The sequence below is a fragment of the Paenarthrobacter sp. 10L412 genome, from assembly GCF_056395565.1.
The window spans coordinates 43394-70320 of sequence record NZ_JBFTJT010000009.1; the positions used below are offsets into that span (position 1 = coordinate 43394).

The window sequence follows — 26927 nt, forward strand, 5'->3', positions numbered from 1 at the left end:
ATCCCATGAACAACCCGTTTACCGGCCCCATCCCCACCCCGACCGTTCCGGCCCCTGACATCGTCCGCTGCGCCTACCTGGAACTCGTGGTCACGGACCTCGCCAAGTCCCGCGCGTTCTACGTTGACCTCCTCGGCCTGCACGTCACCGAGGAAGACGAGAACACCATCTACCTGCGCTCCTTCGAGGAGTTCATCCACCACAACCTGGTCCTCCGCAAAGGACCGGTCGCCGCCGCCGCTGCCTTCGCCTACCGGGTGAAGTCCCCGGCCGAGGTGGACGCCGCCGAGGCCTACTACCGCGAACTGGGCTGCCGAGTGGAGCGCCGCAAGGAAGGCTTCACCAAGGGCGTGGGCGACTCCGTCCGCGTTGAAGACCCGCTGGGCTTCCCCTATGAATTCTTCTACGACGTGGAGCACGTGGAACGCCTCACCCAGCGCTACGACCTTTACTCCGCCGGCGAACTGGTCCGCCTGGACCACTTCAACCAGGTCACCCCGGATGTCCCGCGCGGCCGCAAGTACCTCGAAGACCTCGGCTTCCGCGTCTCCGAGGACATCAAAGACTCCGACGGCGTCACGTACGCCGCGTGGATGCACCGCAAGCAAACCGTGCACGACACCGCGTTGACCGGCGGCAACGGACCCCGCCTGCACCACATCGCGTTCTCCACCCACGAGAAGCACAACATCATCCAGATCTGCGACAAGATGGGTGCCCTGCGCATCTCGGACCGCATCGAACGCGGCCCCGGACGCCACGGCGTGTCCAACGCGTTCTACCTCTACATCCTTGACCCGGACGGCCATCGTGTGGAGATCTACACCCAGGACTACTACACCGGCGACCCGGACAACCCCACCGTCACCTGGGACGTCCACGACAACCAGCGCCGCGACTGGTGGGGCAACCCCGTCGTCCCGTCCTGGTACACCGAGGCTTCCCTGGTCCTGGACCTGGACGGCAACACCCAGCCCGTCATCGAACGCGAAGAGAAGTCCGAAATGGCCGTCACCGTCGGCGCCGACGGTTTCTCCTACACTCGCCCCTCAGGTTCATCCGGCGAGGCTGCTGAAGGTTTCAAATTGGGGGCGCAGGTCTAACCATGATGGACGCGAAGACGATCGAAGCCATTGCCGACGAACTGCTCGAGGCCGGCCGGAACCGCAAGCCGGTCCCCCGCCTCACCGCCCGCTACCCTGACATGACGGTGGAGGATTCCTATGCCGTCCAGCAGTTGTGGCGGCGACGGAACGAGGAAGCCGGGCGCACGTTGGTGGGGCGGAAGATCGGCCTCACGTCCAAAGCCATGCAGGCCGCAACCGGCATCACCGAACCGGACTACGGGGCGATCTTCGATGACATGGTCCTGGAAACCGGCTGCTCCGTGCAATGGGACCAGTACACGCACCCCCGTGTCGAAGTGGAGCTAGCGTTCGTGCTGAAGGACGCACTCAAGGGGCCTGGTTGCACGATTTTCGATGTCCTCAACGCCACCGACTACGTGGTTCCGGCCCTCGAAATCCTGGACTCCAGGATCGAAATGGAGGGCCGGACCATCGTGGACACCATCTCGGACAATGCCGCGATGGGGGCCATGGTGATAGGCGGCCGACCAGTGCGTCCGGACGCCGTCGACCTGCGCTGGGTCTCCGCGATTTTGTACAAAAACCAGACCGTGGAAGAGACCGGAGTGGCAGCCGGAGTGCTTGATCACCCGGCGAACGGCGTGCACTGGCTGGCCAATAAAATCGCCGCGCACGGGGACTCAATGAAGGCCGGAGATATTATCCTTGCGGGCTCGTTTACCCGGCCCTTGTGGGTGTACAAAGGTGATACCGTACACGCGGACTACGGACCCTTGGGAGTCGTGACATGCAATTTCGACTGAACCCCACGTTCTATTCAGCCCTCTCAGAGGCTGGCCGTCCGTTGGCTGGCATGTGGGTTTGTTCCGGTAGCCCGTTGGTGGCTGAGGTCTGTGCGGGATCGGGGCTGGACTGGCTGTTGATCGACGCCGAGCACAGTCCCAATGGCCTCGAATCGATCCTTGCGCAACTCCATGCCGTGAGTGGCTACCCCGTTCAGGCCGTGGTCCGCCCGCCGGTCAACGACACCGTGGTCATCAAGCAATACCTTGACCTCGGAGTGCAGAACCTCCTGATTCCCATGGTGAATTCTGCGTTCGAAGCCGCGTCTGCGGTGGCCGCCGTCCGGTATCCGCCGCTGGGTGTTCGTGGTGTGGGTTCTGCTTTGGCCAGGGCGTCACGCTGGAACCGCGTTCCTGACTACCTTGCTGCTGCTTCAGAATCGATCAGCCTCACCGTCCAGATTGAATCCGAGGCAGCGGCTTCGGCTGTGGAGGAAATCCTGGCCGTCGATGGCGTGGACGGCATCTTCCTCGGGCCTTCGGACCTCGCAGCTTCCATGGGTTTGCTGGGACAGCAGGAAAATCCCTTGGTGAAGGCCGTCGTCGAGCATTGCCTTGAAGCTGCAAAAGCGGCCGGCAAGCCAGCCGGCGTGAACGCGTTCAATGAGTCCACGGCCCGCGCTTATCTCGACGCCGGTGCCTCCTTTGTGCTGGTGGGGGCCGATGTTGCTGTCCTGGCGCGGGCCTCGGAAGGGTTCGCCTCGACGTTCATTCCCGTGTCCGAAACGGCGGAGCGCGACAGCTACTGACGTACCCGGATGGGTTAAGCTCGACGAACCACAGCCTGAGGCGGCAGCGCTATGAATCGTCGTGCGATAGCTGTGTTTTCCGTAGTCGCCGCGCTGGGGCTTACCGGCTGCTCGGGTCCGGCCGGGTTGCGCAGCGGTCGCGACAAGCGAGCAGATCGTCACCATCACTGGCGGGGACGGCACAGAGGCGAAGCTCATCAACGACGGCGTCGACGCCAACCGACCGGAATATCAGGGCTGGACCCTGATCCACGAGAATGTCCTGATCAGCAAGCCATCCCGAAACTGACCCAAGTAGCAGGTGAGCGGCGCTGCCGCACCTGACCCGCTCTACTTTCGTATTAGTTGGGTTCGGCGGGGGTGTCTTTCCGCGCCATGTACCACTCCGTGAACTCGCGCGCACGGCCGTCCTCGGCAAAGCGGATGACCCAAAGGTTGTCGTAGGTGGGCTCACCGTTGAGGTATGTGGTCACGGCCTGGACGAAAGCCGTGTCACCATCCTGGCCAAGGAGTGTCCACTCGAAGGTCCAATCATCGGGCTTGTCGCCAGCGTCGGTCCATGCTTGCACGATTTCTTCATGGCCGTTCCACGGTGATTCAGTGTTCGGCCTGTCGTAGTAGATGGCGTCCTCAGTGAACAACGCCCGGATGTCATCGGGCTCATTCGAGGTCCACGCGCGTATGTATTGGCTCATCCAGGAGTTCACGTCGGTCATGCCTCCGTTCTACCCTCCGGGACCTGGGGGTTCAACGGTGGGGAGGTAACTGGGAAGGCTTCTACGCTGACCGGGTGTGGCCTCGTGTCGACCGGCGAATGTGGTCCTGCGTCAATCCGGTGAGTGAGGCAAGCTCGAGCTCGTCGCAGACCTGGGTTTGTAGAGCCATGACAATCAAAGCTTCGCGGCGTTCCGTGATCTGGTCGCGGTGCCCTTCTGCCGCCTTCAACTCCTCGCTCTTGGCCTTCAGCGCGTCGAGTTGTGCGTTGCGGGGGAGCCCGCTCGCTTGGAGGTCGTCATAAGCCAAGGCGATGTTTCGTACTGCCCGAATGCTCTCACCAGTCACGGCCGAGATGGTTGCCAACGTGAGCCCATCCTCCAATGTCTGGGCGATCATCTCGTTCCGGGCAGCGGCCAGAGTGCGGATTGCACTGCAGGCGTGGGAGAGGAGCTGCCTGTGCACTCCGAGGGCGCGCGTGAGCTTGGCGTGCTCCCCTTTGGCCGCAGCCCGGGCCGGGCGGGGTGCCTTGGCTCGATAGGTGTACCGCCCGGTGCGTAACCGGTCTGAAACGGAAGTGGTTGAGGCTCGCATTGGCTCCCTTTCCGACGATTGGCGAACACTTCTGAGCTATGAATCTAGGCTGCGTTCACCGAGCCGCGGAAATACCAATACCGCGTGAACCCATAAGCAAAGTGCATGGAAGCAACCCATATAAGCGAGAAAACACGTCGAAGGGCGCGCGAATCCCTGTACAGGCCCAGACGTCATAAGAGTCCCTTATTGATCCACGCACATTAGGTCTTATCCACAGCGCTCGCGGATCCCTAGTCTCGAAAAAGGGGATGCGCGAATCCGCGCGTCCCGGGTTCCACATTCCTGGAGGAGACATGTCCGACTACCTGCCGGCGTCGAGGGTCACCCGCATCAAGTCCTCAGCCAGCGTTGCGGCCGCCGCCCGCGTCCGCGAACTAAAAGCTGAAGGCATCCCGATCATCGACCTGACCGTCGGCGAGCCGGACTTCGACACCCCTGACCACATCAAGGCCGCAGCCATCGAGGCGATCAAGGCCGGCGAGACCAAGTACACCTCGGTGACTGGGACACCCGAGTTGCAGGCGGCCATTCTGCACAAGATCGAGAACCACACTGGCCACCACTACGAACGGAACCAGCTGACTATCGGCGGCGGTGCCAAGCAGGTTCTCTACGTTGCGCTCATGGCCTCGCTCAACGCTGGCGATGAAGTGATCGTCCCGGCACCGTACTGGGTTTCCTACCCCGATATGGTCCTTGCCAACGATGGCACACCGGTGATCGTTCCTTGCGGCGAAGATACAGGCTTCAAACTCACGCCGGCTGCCCTGGAAAAAGCCATCACCCCCAAGACCAAGTGGCTCATCCTTAACGCTCCGTCCAACCCGACCGGCGCCGTTTACTCCCGCGAGGAACTGCAGGCGCTGGGGGCGGTCCTTGAGGAGCACCCCCACGTCTTCATTCTCACTGACGAGATCTACGACGAAATCCACTTCGGCGATGGCCGCGTCATCAGTCTGGTCACCGCTGTGCCGGCGCTGAAGGACCGGATCCTCCTGGTCAACGGCGTCTCCAAGGCGTACGCCATGACCGGCTGGCGCCTTGGCTACGGCGTCGGCCCAGCCCCTTTGATCGCGGCCATGAACAAACTGCAATCGCAGACCTCTTCGTGCCCGTCGTCCATCAGCCAGGCCGCGGCCGTAGCGGCGCTCAACGGAGATCAATCCTTCGTCCGCGACAGTGTGGAGGTGTACCGCAAACGCCGGGACGCCGCCGTCGAAGGTTTGAACGCTATCAATGGGCTTTCCGTTTCTCCAGCGGAAGGTGCCTTCTACGCGTACGTGAACTGCTCGGGCGTCATCGGTAAGACCACGCCCAATGGCAACGTCATCGAGAACGACCAGGACTTCACGCTGTACCTGCTGGACGCTGCCCGCGTCGCTGTCATCCAGGGCTCGGCCTACGGCCTTGGCCCCTACTTCCGGATCTCCTTCGCCACCTCGCTGGAGACCATCAACGACGGCGTGGACTCGATCCGCGATGCCGTCAACGCCCTGTCCTAAGCCCACAGAAAGATCTTGAAAAATGATCCACGTCAAGACCAAGTTCGAGCGCCCCGACGCTGACGTCGTCAGCCGCCTCGCTGCCTTTTCCTCAGCTACCATCCATGAAGCCCAGGGTCGCCGCGGCGCATTGAGCTCCAAGATCAAGCCGATCGACCGCTCCATGTCCTTCTGCGGCCCGGCCGTCACGGTCGCTTGTGCACCGCAGGACAACCTGATGCTCCAGGTCGCCATCCACTATGCACAGGCGGGCGACGTGGTGCTGGTCGGCGCGCAGGAAATGGCCGAGGCCGGCACCTTCGGCGACGTCCTGGGCAATGCCATGAAGGCAAAGGGGATCGCCGCGATGGTCACCGATTCCGGTGTGCGCGACACCCAGGACCTGATCGAACTCGGTTTGCCTGTCTTCTCCGGCAGCGTCAGCATCAAGGGCACAGTCAAGGAAACGCTTGGCCCCATCAACCACCCGATCGTCTTCGGCGATGAAATCATCTACCCCGGCGACATTCTCCGAGGCGACGCTGACGGCGTCGTGGTGGTCCGCCGGGAAGAGGCTGAGGAAGTCATCGCTTTGTCCCAGGCCCGCGACGACCATGAGCGTGAACTCATCAAGCTGTACCACGACGGCGGCAACACCATTGAGCTCTGCGGCTTGGCGGAGAAGCTGAAGGCCAAGGGCTTGCTGGTCGAAGACTAGGCACCTCCGTCCGGGCCGGTCGCGCGTCTTGAATGGCGTTGTGGCCGGCCCTTTGGTGTGCACTTTTTTGCGCACGGAAAAGGCGCCTTGTCGGTGACAGGGCGCCTTAGGGTGCTGCAGCTTGGGTAAAAGTACGACGGCGGATGGCCGGGTTCAGAGAGGAGGGCCGGCGAGGAGTGGGCCGGGTCAGGTTCGGGAGGGCTTAGTCGAGTCCGGAGTGTCCCGGGCGGGTATCGACGAGGTGCCATTCGATGCTGTTTCCAGCGTGGGCGGGCATCAGGCTTCCCTCGAAGACGAATAATGGTTCGCCGATGCCGCCGATTGGCCGCCAAAAACCATTCCGTGGGCAGTGAAATCCGGTTCGTGCGCTCATCGTTCCGCGCGTTGGATTCGAAACCCATCCGGCTGTGCTGATCCTTTTCACCGTTATTTCCTTTGAACTTGCCCGCGGAATCCGTGAGCTGCTTTCGAATTTCTTGCTAATTCGATACTAGGAAATTAAAACGCTGCTGAATAAGACCAAAGCTGTCTGTCCGGATAAGTGTTTGTTATGGATGGGCCGGCAACTGCACGGGGTCGGTGCCGTACTTGCTGATGAGTTGTTGATGCAGCATCTCCTTGACCACCAAGAGCACCGCCGACGCTGCCTCGGACAGTGGCTCGTGGTCCGGGGTGCAGAGGGCGATTTTGCTTTGCAGCCCGGGCTCCACGATCCGCAGCACTTTGAAGTCCTGATCCGGGAAGAGGGCGTCGGCGGCTGACTTCGGCAGCACGGTGCCACCCAGGTTGGCGCGGATAAGCCGGGTCAGGGAGGGGACGGACTCCACTTCCCCCACGAGGCGGAGCCGCAGATCCTGGTCGGCCAGGCCCTTCTCGATGATTTGGCGCAAGGTGTGGTTCTTCTCCGGAAGGAACAGCCCCACCGTGCTCGCTTCCGCAAGAGTGACCGTGTCCTTGCCGTGGTTGACATCCACGTCGGGATGGACCACCAGGTGGAGGTCTTCGACGATCATGGTGGTAAATTGCACGCCCCGGATCTTTCCCGGCTCATAGATCAGCGCCATGTCGAGGCGTCCGTTCTTGATGGCCTCGCTCAGGACACCGCCGAAAATTTCGGTCAAGTGGAGCACGATGTCCGGGTAGCGTCGGCCGACTTCGCTGATGATCCTGGGCGTGAGGCTCGACGCCATACTGTAGGGCGCGATCGCGATGGAGACCCTGCCGGAGGGGGCGGCGCCTGAGGAGGCCACGTCCTGCCGGGCTTGTTCAACCAGGCGCAGGATCGACTGGGCGTGGCGATAGAGGGTGTGTCCCGCCGCGGTGGGTTCAACGCCTTGCTTGCTGCGGATCAGCAGACGCTGCTTGAGGTCGTTTTCGAGTGCAGACACCTGCTGACTGAGGGCCGGCTGGGCAACATGGAGGGCAGCAGCTGCCTTGGTGATGCTCCCGGAGTCAACGATTTGCACGAAGTATGCGAGTTTGCGCGTATCCATGTCTGCCTTCCTGGAGGGGCCACGTCCCCGGGTGGCATGCCATGGGGAAATTCTATCTGGCAGCACTGGGACCCACGCCACAGTACAGGGTGGTGCACGTCATAACGGAGAGCTATTACGGGATAGCTATTAGGTCTTTGTGCAACGTCGTTGGGCGGTGCGAGACTTTTGGAAGAACTTCAGGCCGCGATGTGGATTGTAGAAGTCGCAGGGAATTCCCCCGAATTCAATTTATCGCCTGCGGAGACGCTGCCATTTTCCCCATGCGTAATGACAACCACGGAAAGAGAATCACGTGAACCCGACAATTGATCTTGTAGCGGATCTCGGAGAGGGATTTGGCGCCTATACCATTGGCGACGACTCCGACCTCCTGGAGATCGTCACAAGTGCCAATATTGCGTGCGGGTTCCACGCCGGTGATCCGGACATTATGGCAACCACTGTTGCTGAATGTGTTCGCCGTGGGGTTGGCATCGGTGCACATCCGAGCTTCCCGGACCTGCGAGGTTTCGGCCGGCGCGATATGGGCCTCTCCGCCAGCGAAGTACAGAACGACGTCCTCTACCAGCTGGGTGCGCTCAACGGTTTCGCCGCGTTCCACGGCACCAAGGTCACCCACCTCGCGCCCCACGGCCGGCTCGGCAACTTGGTGGCCGTACGCCCCGATTACGCCCGGGCTGTTGCTGAGGCGGCAGCGCGGGTGGATAACGAACTCATTGTGGTGGCGCAGGAAGGCGAGCTGGCCACCGCCGCCCGTGCCGCCGGACTGGACGTGGCCATTGTTGGCATCGTGGATCGCGCTTACCAGGAGGACGGCACGTTGGTTCCCCGCAGCCAGCCCGGTGCCGTGCTCCACGATTCTGCCGAGATTGTTGAGCGGACCCTCCGCATGGTGATTGAGGGCAAGATCCGCTGCGCCAACGGCGTGGACATGACGATCGACGTCGACACCGTCCTCCTGCACGGGGACAACCCCGGTGCCGTAAAACTCGCCCGCTTAATCCGCTCGGAGCTCATCTCCGCAGGTGTCCGCGTCGCCCCGCTCGCCGAGGTCATGGACGCCAAGAGGAAGGCGGCCTGACATGCCAGTGCTCACAGCGGCTCCCACCGAGATCTACGAATCCGGAGACTCCGCACTGCGCGTGGTAGCTATCTCCCAGGCCAGCGAAGACAACTGGCTGACCGTTCACCGCCTGGCAGACTGGTTGGAAAGCTGCGGCGCCGAGGGCCTTCACGGGGCGGTTCCTACATACGATTCGGTGCTGGTTGAATTCGATCCGATCCTGGTTTCCGCCCGCCAGATGCGGGCATTCGTGAAACTCGGACTGCTTGAAATTGGACGTACGGGCGAAACCGCAACGGCTCCCCGCGAGTTCGATGTTCCCGTGGTCTATGGCGGCCACTACGGCCCGGACCTGGAGCGCGTTGCGCAGTATCAGGGGATTGATACTGAGGAAGTCATCCGGCTACACACCGAAAAGACATACACGGTTCGTTGCCTGGGTGCGCCTGCAGGCTCGCCCATGATGGACGGACCCGCGTTCCCCAAGCCCGTACCCCGCCTCAAGGATCCCAGGCTGAGTGTTCCGGCAGGTGCTGTTGCAGTCGCCGGCCGCCAAGCCGTCATCGCTCCGGCTGTGGCCCCCGGCGGCTGGTGCGTCATTGGCCAAACCCCCTTGTCAGTCCTGAATATCCGCCGGGAACCGTTGGTCCCGTACAAGCCGGGCGACATCCTGCGTTTCCGGGAGATCCATCCCGAGGACTTCAACCACTACGCGGGCTTGGAATTGGAGCCGCTGGAACTGGCTCCCTCGGGGTCCGGAGTGCGGCCATGAACGGCGGAATCCTCATCCAGCAGCCCGGTAACGCGGTGGTCACGGACCTCGGACGTACACGCGGCCCCCGTTTCGGGCTGCCGGTCAATGGAGCTTTGGACCAGTACTCAGCCCGAGCGGCCAACATTTTGGTGGGCAATCTGGACAACGATGCGCTGATCGAGATCACAGCCCTCGACTTCCGCATGAAAGCCACCACTGACATCCTGATCGCCGTTACCGGAACCCCGCTCACGCTCACCGTCGCCGGTCGCCCATCGAGCCAATGGGAACCGGTGTCAGTGAGGGCGGGAGAATCAGTGTCCATTCGTCGACTTAATAGCGGACTGCGCGCCTACCTCGCTATCCATGGTTCCATCGAGGCAGACACGCTGCTTGGCAGTGTAGCCCCGGACACCGTGGTGGGCTTTGGACTCCAGCTCAAGGAAGGTACCAGCCTTCCCACCCGTCGGAGCGTGGGCCCGGTGCGCCAGCCTTACTTCGACCTCCCCCTTTTCCGGTTGGGCCTTGAACGGCCAACCATGGGATCAGATCTGTCGGTCGATGTGACCGACGGACCGGACATCGCCGAGTTTGGCGAATCCGGTGAACTGCTCTTCACCTCGGAGTACACCGTCAGCGGCCGCAGCAACCATATCGGCCTGCGACTTGGCGGAGACCTTCCGGAAAGAACCTCCACCGGAGAGGTCCTTTCCCGCGGAGTGCCTGTGGGCGCCGTCGAGGTTCCTTCAAGGGAAGAACTGCTGGTGCTGCACCGGGGACGCGGCGTCACCGCCGGGTATCCCGTACTCGCAGTAGTAACCAGCACCGGACTGGATGTCCTGGCCCAAGCACGGCCGGGGGACAAAGTCCGTTTTCGGAAAACCACAGTGGCAGAAGCAACTGCCGCCCATCGGCGCTCGCGGGCGCAGCTTGAAACCCTCCGCGAATCCGTCAACACCGTCTTCGGACTCCTCGGCATCGGATGCCGTCCCCAGTGGCAGGACCTACCAGTTGCGGCATGCAGCTAAAGACCCTGTCGTCATACCAGTAGGCGTTGCTACGCTCATCTAGTAAGGAAAAGTCATGACCGCAAGCACCAACGCTGCGCCCACGCAGCATGAGCGGCTCACGGGCCGCCAAACCCGCAAAGTTGTCACCGCCGGTTGCGTTGGCATCTTCGTGGAACTGTACGACAACGGCATTTTCGCCTTTATGGCGGGCACGCTGGCGCTCGTCTTCCTGGCACCGGGTAACCCGGACAACGCCCTGCTCTTCGTGTTCGCTGGATACGCCGTTTCGTTCTTCGTGCGACCCCTCGGCGCTGTTGTTTGTGGCTACCTCGGAGACCGGATCGGCAGGCAAAAGCTCCTGGTCTTTGTGATCCTCCTGATAAGTGTTGCCACCGCTGGCATCGGCCTCTTGCCGCCATTCGCGGCCATCGGTGTTGCGGCTCCGATTCTGCTTGTCCTCCTGCGTCTTCTTCAGGGCTTCTCGGTGGGCGGCGAGGCTGCCGGCGCCATGACCTTCCTCGCTGAGCACGCCCCTGAGGGCAAGCGCGGCATCATCACCTCGTACGCCCAGATCGCCTCCTTCGCAGCACTGCTCACCGGTACGCTGGTGGCGTTTTCCATGTCCCCATGGCTCACGCAGGCAGCCATTGACGCTGGTGGCTTCGGCTCCTTCGCATGGCGCATCCCGTTCCTCGTCGCCATCCCCATGGGCATCATCGGCTGGTACATCCGCAAGGCCATTGCCGATACCCCCAACTTCGTAAAGCTCAAGGAAGAGGGCGGACTCTCCAAGAACCCGCTGAAGGAAGCCTTCAAGTCCGCCGAGCACCGCCGTGCCATGCTCCTGGCCCTCTTCATCCCGCTCATGAACGGCTCCGGCTACTACGTCCTGTTCTCCTACATGCCCACGTTCCTCAAGGGCAAGCAGCTGAACTTCACCATCGGCGGGGCGCTCCTGGTGACTGCCTGCAGCCTTGTTGTCATCTGCATCGCGATCCCGTTCATGGGGGCGCTGTCGGACCGCGTGGGACGCAAGAAGGTTATCGCCGGTTCCGCAATCGCCATGGCAGCCCTCGGAATCCCGTCGTACGCGCTCATAGCCACCGGTGAAATGGGCCTTGCCATCCTCGGAGCCTGCATTATGGCGATCGTCTTCGCTGGACACACCGCAGTCATCCACATCCTGATCGTGGAACTGTTCCCCACCCGGGTCCGATATTCGGCATACGGCCTGGGCTACAACATCTCGTCGGCACTCTTCGGCGGCACGGCTCCGCTGCTCATGACCTGGCTGATCAGCAGCACGGGCAACATCTACATGCCGGCCTTCTACGCAGTAATCACGGCACTCGGGACGCTCATCGCCGTCAGCACGGTCAAGGACCGCGCCCACGAGCCGCTCCGCGACGCTTAGCAAATACTGACCTTCGGGCTTCTGCGTCCGGCCCGGCCGGACGCAGAAGCGCCACCGATTCCCCACCTGGAGAACCCAATGACTTTTTCCGACTACACCACCGCTCTCGTCACCGGCGCGTCAACCGGAATGGGTGCAGCCATTGCCGAACGACTTGCCAAGCGCGGCTTGACTGTTCACGCTGTGGCCCGCAACGAGGAACGCCTTGCCGAATTGGCCGACCGTACCGGAGCGATCCCGCACGTAGTGGACCTGACCGACACAGCCGCGCTGGCCGCCGTCGTGAATGGCCTCAACGTGGACGTCCTGGTGAACTGCGCCGGGGTTTCCCGGCCGGGGAACATCCTGGACTCGTCCGAAGAGGATATTGACGAACTGGTGGACGTCAATCTCCGCGGCCTGCTTCAGCTCACCCGCCTTGTACTGCCGGGAATGGTGGAGCGGGACCTCGGCCACGTTATCAACATCAGTTCGATCGCCGGCACCTACAACTTCTATGGACACACCGTCTACCACGCGACCAAGGCTGCTGTGCACCAGGTCTCCCGGCAGCTTCGCAACGACACGGTGGGCAAGCGGATCCGGGTCACCGAGATCTGCCCGGGACGGGTGGAGACAGAAATCTTCGGCCGCAACATGGGCGGGACCCCCGAGGCCATGGATGAAGCCTGGAAGACGTACTACGAGGGCTACGAGTCCCTGACCACGGACGACATCGTGAACGCCTTGGACTACGCTATCGAAACGCCCCGACATGTGAACGTCGGCATGCTGGAACTGATGCCCACATTCCAGGTGCCCGGCGGCCTCACGTTTGACCGGCGCTAAAGCGCCCCCCAGATTCCGGTGACATCACTCCCGTCACCGGAAATACAAGCTGGCGGCCGCGTTTTCGCGGCCGCCAGCACCCGTTTAACCAGTAACGCCCGACGGCGCGTGGTTCAGTCCTCGTGCAGGGTTTCTGTCAGGTGGTGGGTGGGGATGCGGTCCCGGTCATACGTGATTTCCGTGTAGCCGTGGGGCTGCGGGCGGCCATCAGCGCCCATGTTCACGAACACGATCTCCTCGATGGTCAGGATGCTCTGCCGGGTGATCATGTTCCGGACCTCGGCGCGCATGGTCAAAGACGTGCGGCCAAAGCGTTTGGCCGTCAGTCCCATTTCGATGAGGTCGCCCTGAACGGCTGAACTCACGAAGTTGATTTCGGAGATGTACTTGGTGACCGCGCGGCCATTGCCCAATTGAAGGATGGCGTAGATCGCTGCCTCTTCATCGATCCACTTCAGCAGGCTTCCACCGAAGAGTGTGCCGTTGGCATTGAGGTCCTCGGGCCGCACCCATTTGCGCGTGCGGAAGGTGATGTCTGCTTTTTCCATTTTCCGAGATTATCTGACTACCGCAGCGTGTGCTTGATGTTGCGCGACGGTTGAGTGCTGCTGTTTGTCGGTTGGTTAGGCCATCGCCGTGTGGGAGGCGCTGTGGGAATTGATCCGCTTGGAGTAGCAGTAAGACCCATTTACGCCGACGTACGGTCCAAAATTGGGAATTTCGGCGAATCCGGCGCTTACATAGAAGCTCCGTCCATCAGACTGCGCTGATCCTGCCTCAGCTGCGATCACACTGAAGCCGTGGGAGTGGGCCTGGGCTTCGAGTGCAGCCAGGATGGAGCTCGCGACTCCTGATCCCCGCGCGTAGGGAACCACGTACAGTCGCTTGATCTCAGCTGTGTTCTCGTCCAACATCCTCAGGCCGCCGCATCCGAGCGGTTGTCCGGAGGATTTCTCGTAAGCCACAACGAAAACCGCAGTGTCAGCTTCGGTGGGCGGGGGACCGGGTTCGTGATCCGTGGTCCCGAACCGTGCGTCCAGTTCAGCCTGTTGCGCGGCGCGGAGGTCAGCGCCTACCGGGTTCGCCCAGGTGACCTGCCGGATGTTGAGCCGGGGGTTGGTCTGCATCGATGCCTCATTTCGCTTGGTTTCGCTGAGGTGTTTATGCGTCTTAAGCCTAGGAAGCTGCGGTTACCGCCGTGTTTCCTGCGCGTAAGCTTCGGGAGAATTGCTGAATTTCCTGCGTTGCGGGGCCTGCTCTGCGCGTTCTCGCGGCAATTTGGCGCGCAAAGCAGGCGTCACAACGCCTCGCCTGTTGGGTCCTCGGCCGTCTGGTCTGCCAAGGCGAGCCCACCCACGGGAATCTGGTCCCAGTGCAGCACGCGCCATCCTGATTCGGGATCACCTTCCAGCGCCACGATTCCGGTATTGGGCAATTGATGGGTCTCAGCGAAGAGCGTGTCGATGTCCTCTGCCCTGCGGCCCGCCCAGCAGCGGATTGCGGCACCGTGGCTGACGATGGCCGCCGTCGAATGTCCTGCCGCCGCAACCTTTTCCACAGAGGCATCGAAGCGGGCAAAGAAGTCATGGCCGTTGAAGGCGCCCGGCATGCGAACGTCGAGATCGCCGTCAGACCAAGCGAACACCGTGCCCATGTAGCGCAGGTGCGACTCATGATCCGTCTTCTTCTCCAGCGCACCGGCCTCGATCTCGTGGACGCCGTCCAGGATTTCCGGTTCCAGTCCCGTGGCGGCGGCGAGCGGTATCACCGTCCGCTGGGTCCGGAGAAGCGTGGAAGTGTAGAGCGCCTGAATGGACTCGTCTGCCAGAGCCTCTGGCAGGGCGGCTGCTTGCCGCTCGCCGAGTTCCGTCAATCCCGGGCCAGGAAAGGCCGTATCCAGTTGGCCCGCAACGTTGCCGGGGGTCTGTCCGTGCCTGATCAGTAGGAGCTTCATGGGTGCTCCGCTCCTTACGTCGTAGCTGTTCTGATTCCGCTGGGTCGGTCTCATCAGCTTAAAGGCCGTGTTGACTACCTGTGCTGATTTAGTCGACGTCGGCGGGTTAGGGACGGGCCGCGGGGCGAATGACGGCGGTGGGTTGTGCAGACGACAGCCCGTTAGACGCCGACGGCAGGCCGAGGCACCAAGCCCCGGCCCGCCGTCGTCGAGCGTTTGTTGCTACTTCAGGTGGTCCACCAATTTGTCAGCGATACCGGTGTACTTGCCCGGGGTGAGGGCGAGCAGGCGGGCTTCGGCGTCGGCGGAGAGGCCGAGCCCCTGCACGAACTCCTGCATCCGGGCGCCATCTACGCGCTGGCCCCGGGTGAGGTCCTTCAGGCGCTCGTAGGGGTTTTCCATGCCTTCCACGCCGGCAATGGCTTCGGCTCGCATGACCATCTGGATGGCTTCGCCCAGGACTTCCCAGTTGGTGTCGAGGTCGCCCGCGAGGACTTCCTCGGCGACGTCGAGGGCCTTAAGGCCCTTGGCGACATTGGAGATTGCCAGCAGGGAGTGACCAAAGGCGACGCCGATGTTGCGCTGTGAGGAGGAGTCCGTGAGGTCGCGCTGCCAGCGGGAAGTAACCAGCGTTGCGCCAAGGGTGTCCAGCAGGCCGTTGGAGATTTCCAGGTTGGCCTCGGCGTTTTCGAAGCGGATCGGATTGACCTTGTGCGGCATGGTGGAGGATCCGGTGGCACCAGCAACGGGAATCTGGCGGAAGTAGCCGATGGAGATGTAGCTCCAGATGTCCGTGCAGACGTTGTGCAGGATGCGGTTGAAGCGGGCAATATCGGCGTAGAGCTCTGCCTGCCAATCATGGCTTTCGATCTGCGTGGTGAGCGGGTTCCAGGTGAGGCCCAGTCCTTCGACGAAGGTCTTGGCAACAGCTTCCCAGTCGGCACTCGGGACGGAAGCAACGTGTGCCGCGTAGGTGCCCGTGGCACCGTTGATCTTGCCGAGGTATTCAGTCTTGGCGATCCGCGCCAGCTGGCGGTTCAGGCGGTGCGCGATGACCGCCAGTTCCTTGCCGAGTGTGGTGGGCGTGGCGGGCTGGCCGTGGGTGCGGGACAGCATGGGCACGGAGCGGTTGGCTTCGGCCATGGCCTCGATCTGCTGGACCAGTGCGGTGGCGTTGGGGAGCCACACGTCCTCTACGGCGCCCTTGATACCAACGGCGTAAGAGAGGTTGTTGATGTCCTCTGACGTGCAGCCGAAGTGGACCATGGCTGTCAGGTTTTCGATGCCAATTGCGGGCAGGCGGCGGCCGATGTAGTACTCCACTGCCTTGACGTCGTGGACGGTGACGGCCTCGATCTCGGCGAGTTCGTTGACCGATGCGGCGTTGAATTCGGTGACGATGGCACGGAGCTGCGAAACCTGCTCGTCCGTCAGGGGACCCGCGCCGGGCAGCACCGACTGGCTGGTCAGGTGGATCAGCCACTCAACCTCAACGTGAACGCGATCGCGGTTCAATGCAGCCTCGGACAAGTAGTCAACGAGGGGCGCGACGGCGGCACGGTACCGGCCATCGAGGGCGCCGAGGGCGAGGGGTTCGGAAGCGAGGGACACGCGAGGGGATTCAGCCATGGGGCCTATTCTTTCATGTTCCGCGGAGGCGCCCGAGTTGGTGACGTGGCTATGTGGACAGCCGCCCGCGTTATCCACATAGCCGACGGCGGCGCTTCCGCCCGGTTCCCCGGCTCCGTAGCGTCGTACCTACCGATCAGCAGAACAATCAATGGAGTACACGGACATGAGCGTCGGCTTGATGCCTGCAGCCAACCCACCCACCTTCGATCCCCTGGAGTGCGCCTCGCGCAGCCACGAAGTCCAGAGGCTCGCTTGGCGAATTAAGGCCTCCGTGGATCAGACGGATGCTGTGCTGGCATCCTTGCGGCGGACCCAGTTGGAAGAGTGGCAGTCTCCGGCCGGAAGTGCTTACAGGACAACTATTGCCCTTCACGCATCGGCGTTAATGCGGGCACGGGAATCGCTGGAAGATGCAGCCGCCTCGGTTCTCCGTCATTCGCAGAACGTCGCCGTCTCCGATGGGAGGGGGCACTGATGGCTGATGTTGCTCCTGTTGGTGCGGGGTCAGCCCCTCAACCTAAGGCCCCGGCCCCGGATGGGATCCTCAGCATCCGTGGGGGAGTGGGCGGAATGTCCTGCCAGTTGGAAGAGCTCCTGCGTGGAGCCGCACTCCTTGATGACTTGGTCCAGCAGTTGATTGGTGTGGAAGAAGTAACCCGTCGGGTGCAGGCTGATTTGGGGCCCTACCTCTTCGACTCGTACGCCTCGGGGTGTGCCGCAATCGATGCGGTGGCTGAAAGCGGTCAAGACGTAGGCAGGGTGCGTCAGGAATTGGTTGGTGTCAGCGCCAGTGTGCGCTCCAGTCATCACGATTACCTGCAAACAGAGGCCAAAAACCAATTCCCGCGGATGTTGAGGTTTGAAGAGATGAAGATGTCAGGTATCCCCTGGGTACCTGGCCGGGACATGATGCACAATGTGGTCACAACCATCATTCCGCCAGGTATGGAGGCGCGGGACATCATGCGGGGACTGCTGGAATCACCCCTGGTTCCAGCACTGAGGCCGCGCCCGGTGAACATCGAGAAGATGGACGAGTCGATCGAGCAAGTGGACCCATCCATGGCACAGAGCATCCGGCGGCTCGAGAAACTCCATGCCCGGGACGATGGAGAAATTGAGATTATCCAGCTCGACCACGATGGCTCGTCGTCGTGGATGGTGTTGATTCCGGGAACACAACCCAAAGCACCGGTTACAAATCCCTTCGACATACCGGGTGTTGGTGAAGCGATCGGTTACGACTCTGAAGAAGTCGTGCCAGCCATTCGTCAGGCGTTGAGGGAAGCCGGCGCTGAAGCCGGTGACGAGGTGGTAGCAGTCGGGCACAGCCAAGGTGGCGCGCACGCCATGAACCTCAGCCAGAACAAGGCATTCCTCAGCGAATTCGACCTCAGGTATGTCCTGACGGCTGGGGCTCCAGTTGGCGGTATTAGCTCCGAACCCGGAATTGCTGCGTTGCACCTGGAGCACATCCAGGACGCCGTCGCGGGTGCGGATGGCGGGGTGAACCCGGATACCAAGGACAGGGTTACGGTAACGCTGAACAATGAAGTCAAAACGCCAGAGGGGGAAGACCACGGCCTGGGTCCCGGTCACCGACTGGACAACTACGCCGCGGGCGCCGAATTGGTGACGGCGAGTAAGGATGCCTCCCTTGCAGCTTCTACAGCAGTGTTCGCGGGTGTTGTTGGTGTGGGAGGCATGGCGAAGGTGACTCACTTCAAACTGGAACGGTCACCCTTGCCGGACAAGAGGCCGAGCCTGCACAACCCCAATCTTCCAGAGACAAGATCCGTGGCCGGAGCGCGTTAAGTGAAGCGTTTACGGCGCCTGCAGCGCCAACAGTGAGAACAGCGCCAGCGGCGGGAACTGCATCTAGCGTTTCCGGGCCCCCGGGATCAGGCCGGCAACCAGGCTGATGATGCTGATGATGATCGAGGCGAGGATGGCTGTCCAGAAGAACGAGTCAATGGTGAGGTGCACAGGCGTAAAGCTGCTCAGCCACGCCGTCAGGTAAAGCATTGCCGCATTGATGATGATCGTAAACAACCCCAGTGTCAGGATCGTCACGGGGAGGGACAGAATCTTCACAAGTGGGCGCACGAACGCGTTGACCACTCCAAAAATCAGACCGATGAAGAGATAGGCCAAGACGATGCCTGCTGCGTCCGCGCCTTCAGTGATCCCCGCGTTGGCTGCCGCCCTTGCGGTGGCAGAGGAAGAGATCTCCAGTCCCTCCAACAGCCAGCTGGCGATCCAGAGAGCCAGGCCGTTGATCAGGACGCGAACGATGAATGAACCCATGCGCCCATGCTTTCACACTCGTCTGTGGCTCGGCTGGGACTTCACTAGTGAGAGGTAGCTTTATGAGGATGAACGTTGGCGGCCGAACACCCCAAAGGCCGCAGGGGTGCAAGTAGGCTTGAATCCATGACTACTACTGACAACGCACCGGAGGGCGTACTCCCTCGACCGGTCGTGGACAGGCTCCCCAAGTACGCGGCTGGTAAACCCCCCGCTGCGATCGAGGGCCTCACCAGCTACAAATTGTCGTCCAATGAAAACCCGCTGCCTCCGATCCCTGCAGTGTTGCAGGCCATCGCAGACCAGACTGACATCAACCGCTACCCGGACCCCTTGGCAACCAAATTGCGCATTGCTTTGGCCGGCTTCCTGGATGTTCCTGCTGACGACGTCGTCACCGGTGCAGGAAGCCTCGGCGCACTCAACCAGATTCTTGCCACGTTTGCGGGCCAGAATGATGACGGCAAGTCGGACGAGGTGATCTACGCCTGGCGCTCCTTCGAGGCTTACCCCATTTGTGTGGGCCTCACCGGGGCGGCCAGCGTGCAGATCCCGTTGCTTCCGGATGGCCGTCACGATCTCGAAACGATGGCCGCAGCGGTTACGGTGCGCACCAAAGTGATCTTGCTCTGCACTCCGAACAACCCCACCGGGCCCATCCTCACGGCTGAGGAAACGGAGCGCTTCATCAAGTCAGTGCCGCCCAACGTGGTGGTGGTCATTGATGAGGCCTACCAGGAATTCGTCCGCGACCAGGCTGCCGTAGACGGGATCAAGCTTTACCGGAAATACCCCAATGTTGTGGTGCTGAGGACTTTCTCCAAAGCCCACGGGTTGGCAGGACTGCGCGTTGGCTACAGTGTTTCCGGCCCGCAGCTCACCCAGCACCTTCGCGTCACGGCTACACCCTTCGCCGTCTCGCAAATTGCAGAACGCGCCGCGATTACATCCCTCGAGAATTTCGACCAGGTTGTCGAAAGGGTACAAAGCCTGGTGGAGGAGAGGGACCGCGTCACTTCGGGTCTCCGCGCTCTCGGATGGTTCGTGCCGGAGGCCCAGGGGAACTTCGTTTGGTTGAACTTGGGCGAGAACAGCGGCGAGTTTGCGGCGTTGGCGGCTGAGCAGGCCTTGTCTGTCCGGGCCTTCGGTAATGAGGGAGTCCGGGTCAGCATTGGCGAAGTGGAAGCCAATACAAGGTTCCTGAAACTCTGTGCAGGTTATACAAAGGCTCCGCACAGTTCCTAGCGGTTAACAAATGCGCCTACGCTACTTACTGCCGATAAAGTAAGGACGAAAGCCAAAATATATGCCCATTCCGGAATGCATTCCGGAATGGGCATATATCCCAGCGACAGACATTGCCCGGCACTAGCTGCGGCAAGCAAGGAGACGGAATGGGCTCGACACAACTGCCCCCCGGGACCGATGAAACTCTGGCGGCAACCTCAGCGGCTGTAGCTGCCTCGGGTGAACCCGTAGAGATGGTCCAGTTGCTCGGCCCTGACGGAAAGCTAGGCACCGATCCCGTCTTCTCTGACTATGCCAAGCGGATCGACCCCGAAAAGCTCCGCGTCTTTTATGCCGACATGGCCAGGATCCGCCGTTTTGACCAGGAGGCCACCGCGCTGCAGCGGCAAGGCGAACTCGCGTTGTGGGTGCCGCTGACCGGTCAAGAGGCCGCCCAAATCGGCTCGGCCCACGCCAGCCAGCCCCAGGACTACATTTTCCCCACTTACCGTGAACACGGTGTCGCACTGGTGCGCAACGTGGACCTCGCTGAATTGTTGAAGCAGTTCCGCGGTGTCTCCAACGGAGGCTGGGACCCGCGCGGGAACAACTTCCACCTCTACACCCTGGTCCTGGCCGCCCAAACGCTACACGCTGTGGGCTACGCCATGGGCATCCAGCGGGACCAGAAGCTCGCGGTTGCCGGTGATTCCAATGATCCCAAGGCTGCGGTGATTGCCTACTTCGGTGACGGCGCCAGCTCTGAAGGCGACGTCCACGAGTCAATGGTTTTCGCTGCTTCGTACGATGCCCCGGTTGTCTTTTTCTGCCAGAACAATCACTGGGCCATCTCCGTGCCCACCGAAGTCCAGACCAAGGTCCCGTTGGCCAACCGTGCCAAGGGCTACGGCTTCCCGGGAATCCGGGTTGATGGCAACGACGTCATTGCGGTCCACGCCGTCACTGAATGGGCCCTGGAGCATGCCCGTGAAGGCCGGGGCCCTGTGCTCATCGAGGCTTACACCTACCGGGTTGGCGCACACACCACAGCTGACGACCCCACCAAGTACCGCGAACTGGCCGAAGAGGCCGCGTGGCGTGAGAAGGATCCGCTGGACCGTTTGGAGAAATACCTGCGGACGGAAGGGCTCGCCGATGAAGCCTTCTTCGAGCAGGTGCAAGCCGACGGTGATGAGCTGGCCAAGTATGTCCGCAGCACCACGCATGGCCTTGAGGTGCCGGACATCCGCGATTCCTTCGCCAATGTCTATGTCGAAGCGCACCCGTTGATTGCAGAGGAACAGGCATGGTTCGAGGAATACTCGGCAGGCCTTGAAACCGACCAGGAGGCAGCTAACTGATGGCAACCATGACCATTGCAAAGGCCATCAACGAAGGTCTCCGCGCAACGCTGAAGAGCAACCCCAAGTCCCTGTTGATGGGCGAGGACATCGGGCACCTCGGTGGCGTTTATCGGGTGACGGATGGCCTGATCAAGGAATTCGGGGCGGACCGCGTCGTCGATAGCCCTCTGGCAGAGTCCGGCATTGTTGGTACCGCGATTGGCCTCGCTTTGCGTGGCTACTTGCCGGTGTGCGAAATCCAGTTCGATGGCTTCGTCTATCCTGCCTTCAACCAGATCACCACGCAGTTGGCCAAGATCCATGCCCGCAGCCATGGCCGCCTGACTGTTCCTGTGGTCATTCGAATCCCTTACGGTGGTGGCATCGGTTCCATCGAGCACCACTCCGAATCCCCGGAAGCGTTGTTCGCCCACACTGCCGGCCTCCGTATCATTTCGCCGTCCAACGCCCACGACGCTTACTGGATGATCCAGAAAGCCGTTGAGTGCCAGGACCCTGTGATCTTCTTCGAGCCCAAGCGCCGCTACTGGCTCAAGGGCGAGGTGGATGTTGAGAATGCCGGCCCGTCCGAAGACCCGTTCAAAGCACACGTGGTCCGCGAAGGTACGGACGCCACGATTGTGGCTTACGGGCCTTTGGTTCCGGTTGCCCTCGCTGCAGCAAACGCTGCAATTGAGGATGGACGCAGCATTGAGGTCATCGACCTCCGCTCCATCTCGCCTGTGGACTTCGACACCGTTGAGGCGTCGGTCAAGAAGACCGGCCGGCTGATCGTCGCCCACGAAGCCCCCACGTTCGGTGGCATCGGTGGAGAGATTGCCGCCCGCATCAGCGAACGGGCGTTCCTGCACCTTGAAGCCCCTGTGATCCGCGTTGGCGGTTTCCACATGCCGTATCCCGTGGCCAAGGTTGAAGAGGACTACTTGCCGGACATCGACAAAATCCTCGAAGCGCTCGACCGCTCCCTGGCTTACTAAACCGCCCTGATCCAGTCCGGCTTCACAGCCGGGCAGACGGAAATCGAGGACCACCGTGACTGTAAAGAAATTCAACCTGCCGGACGTCGGCGAAGGCCTGACAGAGGCTGAGGTAGTGGCTTGGAAGGTCAAGCCCGGCGACACCGTTGCCATCAACGATGTCCTGTGCGAGATCGAGACAGCGAAGTCGCTCGTTGAGCTCCCTTCGCCTTTCGCCGGAACGGTCACCGAGTTGTTGGTCGAGGAAGGCATCACGGTGGAGGTCGGCACGGCAATCATCGCGGTTTCGGACAACCAGCCCGGGGATGCAGCGCCGGTGACCCAGGCTCCGGCGGCGGCTCCCGCCGTCGATGCCCCTCTCTACGGCAAGCTTCCCGCTGATACCGACAATGGCGAAAACGGCCCGGCAGGCGGACCGCTGGTGGGTTCCGGCCCCAAGGCCGACTCCGTGAAGCGCCGTGCGCGCAAGCGTCCAGCCGGTACTGGAGAGGCAACTACGGTCGCCGAAAATGCCGAAGGTACAGTCCAGGACCACCAAGCGGTTCTGGCAGCCCAAGCAGCCCAGACGCCGGTGCCTCAACGCCCGACGTCGGCACGCGCCGCCGTCGCGCCGGTCACCCAATCGCCGGTTGCCCAATCGCCCGTCACCCAAGCGTCAGAAGTAACAGCGCCAGGAGCTTCCGCTCCGGGAGTGTCAACGCCCCAGACCGCAGCATCACGCGGCGCCGCCATCAGCGGTACCATCAGCGGGCTCGTCAACAAGGTCCTGGCGAAGCCGCCGGTGCGCAAGTTCGCCCGCGATCTCGGCATTGACCTTGCAGACGTCGTAGCCACAGGACAGCGCGGCGAGGTGACCCGCGAGGACCTGGTCAGCTATCAGGCGCAGCGTGACGCTGAGCTTGATCAGGCGGAGTCGTTCTGGGGTGCTTCCAAGAAGCCGCAGGACCAGAGGATCGAGCGCGTTCCCGTGAAGGGTGTGCGTAAGGCGACCGCCAAGGCCATGGTGGAGTCCGCGTTCACGGCACCGCACGTCAGCATCTTTGTTGACGTCGACGCGAGCCGGACCATGGAGTTCGTCAAGCGCCTCAAGGTTTCGCGGGACTTCGAGGGCATCAAGGTATCCCCGCTGCTTATTTTGGCCAAGGCAGTCATTTGGGCCGCCGCGCGGAACCCCAGTGTCAACGCCACCTGGGTAGATAACGCTGATGGCAACGGGGGTGCGGAGATCCAGGTCAAGCACTTCATGAACCTGGGTATTGCAGCTGCAACACCGCGTGGCTTGATGGTGCCCAATATCAAGGACGCCCAGGATCTCTCCCTGAAGGAGTTGGCCCTCGCCCTTAACGATCTCGCCACGAAGGCCCGGGGCGGCAAGACGCAGCCTGCCGAGATGCAGGGCGGTACCCTGACCATCACCAACATCGGTGCGCTTGGCATCGATACGGGAACACCCATCATCAACCCGGGCGAGGTTGCCATCATTGCGTTCGGAACCATCAAGCAGAAGCCGTGGGTCCTGGACGGGGAAGTGATTCCGCGGTGGATCACCACGCTGGGTGGGTCCTTTGACCACCGGGTGGTGGACGGCGACCTCTCGGCCCGCTTTATGGCCGATGTAGCTGCCATTCTTGAAGAACCGGCATTGTTGCTTGACTGATCGCCCGGCCGCCACCAACGCGGCTGCAGGGCCGAAAAGCGCTGTGGCCGCTGGCGAGGCTGGTCATGTGCCTGCCCAGTTGCTGTCAGGACACCAGTCGCTGTCAGAGCCCTGGCGCACTGTTGCCCGGGTTCTGACGGAAGTTTTCCAGCCGCCCATTGTAGTGACGGCCCTACTGTTGATCAGTCCTGCTATCGAACCCGGGTTTCCCGGAACCATGGGCTTCGGGCTACTCGGGGCCCTGTTCGTCTGTATCCTGCCGCTGGCGTACGTGCTGGTGCTGATCAAGCTGGGCAGGGTCACGGACCATCATGTCAGCGACCGTCGGCAACGGCCCGCATTGCTGCTGCTTGCTTTGATCTCCGTGCTTGCGGGCCTTGTTGTGCTGCAGGTGATTAGGGGTCCGGTGAGTGTTTCACTGATGATTATCGCCCTGATCGGAGGCATTGCCATTCTGGCGGTGGTGAGCGCTTTTTGGAAGATGAGTGGACACGCTTCGGCCATCGCCGCCGCTGCTGTCATTGTGGTGATGATGTTCGGACCCGGCTGGCTGCCCCTGTTGGTCATAGTGCCGGCCGTTGGGTGGTCGCGGGTGGTGCTGCGCGCCCATACGCTCGGGCAAGTCGTCGCCGGTTCTTTGTTCGGCGCCATCGTCATCGCAGGATTGTGGTGGCTGCTGCAGGACTGGATGCTCTGATAGCGGGCCGCGGGCGGCGGGGCAAGCCTCCGAGGCCTGATGTAAGGGCGGCTCTGCTTTAGAACGCGGGGTAGTTGACCAGCAACGCCTGAAGTTCCGTGGTGGACATGTGGTTTGCCATCTCCACGCTGATGCCCATAGCCATGGCCGCGAAGGTGATCATTGCGACGCAGGCAAGGGAGAGGAACCGCCAGTCCTTGCGCATGATGCTGCCGAAAGTTTCCGGCATGTTCAGGCTGGGGGAGATCATGTTGGGGGCGCTGTCCCAGGAGCCGTCGTCGAGCATCGCGATGATGCGGTCATTCGCGCGGTCAAAACGCATCGTGCTGATGCTGTTGCCGTGGCGGGCAAGCAGGATGTCGTGTCCCACGCGCTGGCGCGGCTGCAAAGTAAGCAAGTGAAGTCCCCTGAAGTCAGTTGATGGAGGATGGCTCACGCCATTGGGGGCATCTCAATTTTATAACGATGACTTCTGGGGGCAGGCCGAAATCACGCCAAAAGCCGGGTGAGGCTCCCCACCCGGCGGCGTGATTCAGGTCGCTTACGGTTGGTCGGTCTTGGCGATGTACACATCGCAAGGAGCATTGTGGGCCACGGTGTTGGCTACGCTGCCAAGGACACGACCAAGGCCTTGCATGCGCCGGTTGCCCACCACGATCAACCGTGCTTCGAGCATTTCTGCTTCTTTGACCAGGGCTTCACCGGGCTTGCCGCGGGCTGCCGAGTACGTGACCTCAAGGCGGTCGTCAGACAGGCGCTCCGCCACGGTGCGGGCGACGGCTTCGGCTTCGGCAGCGTCGGATACGATCCACTTGTCCGTCCCGATCTCAACTACCTCAGTCTTGTTGCTGTCGAAAGCGCTCACCACGCGAAGACTGGCGCCAATCCCGATGGCCAGTTGCTGGGCAGCCTTGGCCGCCCTCATCGCCGTCTCGCTACCGTCTACTCCTACAATGACAACCCCGGTCATAGTGATGCTCCTTCAGTGGTGGCTTTAATGGCCTCTGCGAGAACAGGGGCCAGACGACGTACGCCTTCGGCAATCGTATCCGGCGGTACAGCGCTGAACGCCAGACGGAGCTTGTTGGAGGGGCCATCTGCCGGCGAGAAAGCTGCGCCGGGAATAAAGACAACCCCCGCATCGATGGCCTTCTTCAACAAAGGGTAGGTGTCCACGCCTTGAGGCAACGTAACCCAGACGAAGAATCCACCGTCGGGGCGTGTCCACGAGAGTCCGGCCGGCATGTATTCGTCCAGGGCGCTAAGTAGGGCTTTGCAGCGTTCCGCGTACAGGCCGCGGTAGGTTTCGATTTGCCCCCACCAGTCGTAATCACGCAAATATGCGGATACAAGCATTTGGTTCAGGGGCGGCGGGCAAAGCGTGACTGCTTCGGAGGCCAGGTAGAAGCGACGCTGCAGGTGGGCGGGCACCAAGGCCCAGCCAATGCGAAGACCCGGCGCGAAGATCTTGGAGAAGGACCCCAAGTAGATGACGTCGTCTGGATTTGCAGCCCGCATCGGTGCGATCGGGTGACCGTCAAACCGCAGCAGGCCGTAGGGGTTGTCCTCCAGAACGATAATATTCGCCTTGCGGCATATATCTACGATCCGCTGCCTTCGCTCTTCCGCCAAGGTGATGCCCGAGGGATTGTTGAAGTTGGGAATTGTATAGAGGAACTTGATGCTCTTGCCCTCTGACTGGAGCGCGGCGATCCTGGCTTCAAGCAGTTCAGGTACCAACCCGTCGTCGTCCATTTCGATTGGCTCCACCTGCACTTGGTAAGCCTCGAAAGTATTCAGGGCCCCAACGTAAGTGGGATTTTCGACCAGGACCACGTCGCCGGGATTGCAGAAGACCTTGGTGGCCACATCCTGCGCTGACTGGGAGCCTGCAGTAATCACGATGTTCTCAGGCTGTGCGTCCATGATGCCTTCTGCAGCCATGATCGCGCAGACTTGTTGGCGCAATTCCGCGGTTCCTTGGCCACCGCCGTATTGCAGGGCGGTCATCCCGTCTTCGGCAATGATCCTGGCGGCGGTCTGGCCAAGCTTTTCGAGCGGCAGCGATTGCAGATACGGGTTGCCGCCTGCGAGCGAGACAAGGCCGGGCCGCATGGAGATATCGAAGACGTCGCGGACAGCGGACTGCTTGATGTTGGCGGCCCGCGCGGAGAACAGTTCCTCGTGCGGGTGGGCGGCGGCCGTGGCGGCGCGCTCAATGGCGTCGATGGCTTCAGCGGGCAGCTTGGTGCCGGCATCCAATGTTTCGTGGGTCACAGTGACAGGATACTCCTGAAGGTTGCTAATTAGGCAACATCTGTTTTCAAGAACGCGCCGGTTTGCGGGGTTTGCTTTACG

Annotated in this window: 29 protein-coding genes; 17 read left to right on the top strand and 12 right to left on the bottom strand. The window is 61.7% G+C overall.

All coding sequences use genetic code 11. From position 1 onward, the window contains the following. Positions 1-5: 5 nt before the first annotated feature. From hpaD to AC1DD7_RS13775, 3 genes are read left to right on the top strand one after another with little or no spacing between them, the layout of a single operon-like run. Positions 6-1103 carry a 3,4-dihydroxyphenylacetate 2,3-dioxygenase gene (hpaD, locus tag AC1DD7_RS13765; RefSeq protein WP_477515421.1) on the top strand — a complete coding sequence of 366 codons (1098 nt, stop codon included), beginning with the start codon at positions 6-8 and terminating at the stop codon, positions 1101-1103. A 2-nt stretch (positions 1104-1105) separates the two neighbouring features. Next, positions 1106-1891: a 2-oxo-hept-4-ene-1,7-dioate hydratase gene (gene hpaH, locus AC1DD7_RS13770; protein ID WP_477515422.1), complete on the top strand. Its 786-nt coding sequence runs from the start codon at positions 1106-1108 to the stop codon at positions 1889-1891. Continuing rightward, positions 1876-2679: an aldolase/citrate lyase family protein gene (locus tag AC1DD7_RS13775; protein ID WP_477515423.1), complete on the top strand. Its 804-nt coding sequence runs from the start codon at positions 1876-1878 to the stop codon at positions 2677-2679. Before hpaH ends, AC1DD7_RS13775 begins: the two co-directional genes overlap by 16 nt. Positions 2680-3020: 341 nt before the next feature. Here AC1DD7_RS13775 and AC1DD7_RS13780 read toward each other — a convergent pair whose 3' ends face one another. After that, a complete protein-coding gene (locus AC1DD7_RS13780; RefSeq protein WP_477515424.1) occupies positions 3021-3395 on the bottom strand; it encodes a nuclear transport factor 2 family protein in 375 nt (124 codons plus the stop codon). Between the two features lie 61 nt (positions 3396-3456). Further along, entirely contained in the window at positions 3457-3987 is a 531-nt protein-coding gene (locus AC1DD7_RS13785) for a hypothetical protein (protein ID WP_477515425.1), read from the bottom strand. 296 nt (positions 3988-4283) lie between these two features. On the opposite strand from AC1DD7_RS13785, the gene AC1DD7_RS13790 reads away from it, so the two are divergent. Next, complete coding sequence (locus AC1DD7_RS13790; RefSeq protein WP_477515426.1) at positions 4284-5492, top strand: aspartate transaminase; 1209 nt, start codon at positions 4284-4286, stop codon at positions 5490-5492. A 22-nt stretch (positions 5493-5514) separates the two neighbouring features. After that, positions 5515-6189, top strand: a complete 675-nt coding sequence (locus AC1DD7_RS13795; RefSeq protein ID WP_477515427.1) for a 4-carboxy-4-hydroxy-2-oxoadipate aldolase/oxaloacetate decarboxylase — start codon at positions 5515-5517, stop codon at positions 6187-6189. Between the two features lie 202 nt (positions 6190-6391). Here the strand turns inward: AC1DD7_RS13795 and AC1DD7_RS13800 are convergent, their stop codons facing one another. Together AC1DD7_RS13800 and AC1DD7_RS13805 are read right to left on the bottom strand one after the other, a co-directional pair. Further along, positions 6392-6562 (bottom strand): hypothetical protein, encoded by a 171-nt coding sequence (locus AC1DD7_RS13800; RefSeq protein ID WP_477515428.1) that lies wholly within the window; start codon positions 6560-6562, stop codon positions 6392-6394. 175 nt (positions 6563-6737) lie between these two features. Beyond that, the gene (locus AC1DD7_RS13805; RefSeq protein ID WP_431117103.1) at positions 6738-7682 is read right to left on the bottom strand and encodes a LysR substrate-binding domain-containing protein; all 945 of its coding nucleotides are present in this window, start codon (positions 7680-7682) and stop codon (positions 6738-6740) included. A gap of 295 nt (positions 7683-7977) precedes the next feature. Here AC1DD7_RS13805 and AC1DD7_RS13810 point away from each other — a divergent pair, with 295 nt between their 5' ends. From AC1DD7_RS13810 to AC1DD7_RS13830, 5 genes are all read left to right on the top strand, one after another. Continuing rightward, on the top strand, positions 7978-8766 hold the full coding sequence (locus AC1DD7_RS13810; protein ID WP_477515429.1) for a LamB/YcsF family protein: 789 nt from the start codon (positions 7978-7980) through the stop codon (positions 8764-8766). A 1-nt stretch (position 8767) separates the two neighbouring features. Continuing rightward, positions 8768-9520: a 5-oxoprolinase subunit B family protein gene (locus tag AC1DD7_RS13815; protein ID WP_477515430.1), complete on the top strand. Its 753-nt coding sequence runs from the start codon at positions 8768-8770 to the stop codon at positions 9518-9520. Then, entirely contained in the window at positions 9517-10530 is a 1014-nt protein-coding gene (locus tag AC1DD7_RS13820; protein WP_477515431.1) for a 5-oxoprolinase subunit C family protein, read from the top strand. Before AC1DD7_RS13815 ends, AC1DD7_RS13820 begins: the two co-directional genes overlap by 4 nt. A 55-nt stretch (positions 10531-10585) precedes the next feature. After that, the gene (locus AC1DD7_RS13825) at positions 10586-11926 is read left to right on the top strand and encodes an MFS transporter (RefSeq protein WP_477515432.1); all 1341 of its coding nucleotides are present in this window, start codon (positions 10586-10588) and stop codon (positions 11924-11926) included. 78 nt (positions 11927-12004) lie between these two features. Continuing rightward, on the top strand, positions 12005-12754 hold the full coding sequence (locus AC1DD7_RS13830; RefSeq protein ID WP_477515433.1) for an SDR family oxidoreductase: 750 nt from the start codon (positions 12005-12007) through the stop codon (positions 12752-12754). Between the two features lie 113 nt (positions 12755-12867). Here the strand turns inward: AC1DD7_RS13830 and AC1DD7_RS13835 are convergent, their stop codons facing one another. The 4 genes from AC1DD7_RS13835 to purB form a co-directional block, all read right to left on the bottom strand. Further along, positions 12868-13302, bottom strand: a complete 435-nt coding sequence (locus AC1DD7_RS13835; RefSeq protein WP_224093181.1) for an acyl-CoA thioesterase — start codon at positions 13300-13302, stop codon at positions 12868-12870. A 75-nt stretch (positions 13303-13377) separates the two neighbouring features. After that, on the bottom strand, positions 13378-13881 hold the full coding sequence (locus AC1DD7_RS13840; RefSeq protein WP_431117097.1) for a GNAT family N-acetyltransferase: 504 nt from the start codon (positions 13879-13881) through the stop codon (positions 13378-13380). A 170-nt stretch (positions 13882-14051) separates the two neighbouring features. Further along, positions 14052-14708, bottom strand: coding sequence for a histidine phosphatase family protein (locus AC1DD7_RS13845; protein ID WP_477515434.1), 657 nt, complete (start codon positions 14706-14708; stop codon positions 14052-14054). Positions 14709-14930: 222 nt separating this feature from the next. Then, on the bottom strand, positions 14931-16337 hold the full coding sequence (purB, locus tag AC1DD7_RS13850; RefSeq protein WP_477515435.1) for an adenylosuccinate lyase: 1407 nt from the start codon (positions 16335-16337) through the stop codon (positions 14931-14933). Positions 16338-16503: 166 nt separating this feature from the next. Between purB and AC1DD7_RS13855 the strand changes: the two genes are divergently transcribed. Further along, positions 16504-16815: a hypothetical protein gene (locus AC1DD7_RS13855; protein WP_431117094.1), complete on the top strand. Its 312-nt coding sequence runs from the start codon at positions 16504-16506 to the stop codon at positions 16813-16815. Continuing rightward, positions 16815-18155 carry a hypothetical protein gene (locus AC1DD7_RS13860; protein ID WP_477515436.1) on the top strand — a complete coding sequence of 447 codons (1341 nt, stop codon included), beginning with the start codon at positions 16815-16817 and terminating at the stop codon, positions 18153-18155. The genes AC1DD7_RS13855 and AC1DD7_RS13860 overlap by 1 nt, the downstream gene beginning before the upstream one ends. Positions 18156-18218: 63 nt before the next feature. On the opposite strand, the gene AC1DD7_RS13865 is transcribed toward AC1DD7_RS13860, so the two are convergent. Further along, positions 18219-18647, bottom strand: coding sequence for a phage holin family protein (locus tag AC1DD7_RS13865; RefSeq protein ID WP_431117092.1), 429 nt, complete (start codon positions 18645-18647; stop codon positions 18219-18221). 126 nt (positions 18648-18773) lie between these two features. Here AC1DD7_RS13865 and AC1DD7_RS13870 point away from each other — a divergent pair, with 126 nt between their 5' ends. The 5 genes from AC1DD7_RS13870 to AC1DD7_RS13890 all read left to right on the top strand — a co-directional run bounded on the left by AC1DD7_RS13870 (position 18774) and on the right by AC1DD7_RS13890 (position 24569). After that, a complete protein-coding gene (locus tag AC1DD7_RS13870; RefSeq protein WP_477515437.1) occupies positions 18774-19892 on the top strand; it encodes a histidinol-phosphate transaminase in 1119 nt (372 codons plus the stop codon). Positions 19893-20041: 149 nt separating this feature from the next. Beyond that, a complete protein-coding gene (gene pdhA / locus AC1DD7_RS13875; protein ID WP_477515438.1) occupies positions 20042-21235 on the top strand; it encodes a pyruvate dehydrogenase (acetyl-transferring) E1 component subunit alpha in 1194 nt (397 codons plus the stop codon). Then, positions 21235-22215 (top strand): alpha-ketoacid dehydrogenase subunit beta, encoded by a 981-nt coding sequence (locus AC1DD7_RS13880; protein WP_477515439.1) that lies wholly within the window; start codon positions 21235-21237, stop codon positions 22213-22215. Before pdhA ends, AC1DD7_RS13880 begins: the two co-directional genes overlap by 1 nt. A gap of 55 nt (positions 22216-22270) precedes the next feature. After that, positions 22271-23872: a dihydrolipoamide acetyltransferase family protein gene (locus AC1DD7_RS13885; protein ID WP_477515440.1), complete on the top strand. Its 1602-nt coding sequence runs from the start codon at positions 22271-22273 to the stop codon at positions 23870-23872. A 100-nt stretch (positions 23873-23972) separates the two neighbouring features. Beyond that, positions 23973-24569 (top strand): phosphatase PAP2 family protein, encoded by a 597-nt coding sequence (locus tag AC1DD7_RS13890; protein WP_477515557.1) that lies wholly within the window; start codon positions 23973-23975, stop codon positions 24567-24569. 58 nt (positions 24570-24627) lie between these two features. Here the strand turns inward: AC1DD7_RS13890 and AC1DD7_RS13895 are convergent, their stop codons facing one another. From AC1DD7_RS13895 to AC1DD7_RS13905, 3 genes are all read right to left on the bottom strand, one after another. After that, positions 24628-24939, bottom strand: a complete 312-nt coding sequence (locus AC1DD7_RS13895) for a hypothetical protein (RefSeq protein ID WP_477515558.1) — start codon at positions 24937-24939, stop codon at positions 24628-24630. Positions 24940-25110: 171 nt separating this feature from the next. Then, the gene (locus tag AC1DD7_RS13900; protein WP_431117086.1) at positions 25111-25539 is read right to left on the bottom strand and encodes a universal stress protein; all 429 of its coding nucleotides are present in this window, start codon (positions 25537-25539) and stop codon (positions 25111-25113) included. Then, complete coding sequence (locus tag AC1DD7_RS13905) at positions 25536-26846, bottom strand: aminotransferase-like domain-containing protein (protein WP_477515441.1); 1311 nt, start codon at positions 26844-26846, stop codon at positions 25536-25538. Before AC1DD7_RS13905 ends, AC1DD7_RS13900 begins: the two co-directional genes overlap by 4 nt. Positions 26847-26927: the final 81 nt, after the last annotated feature.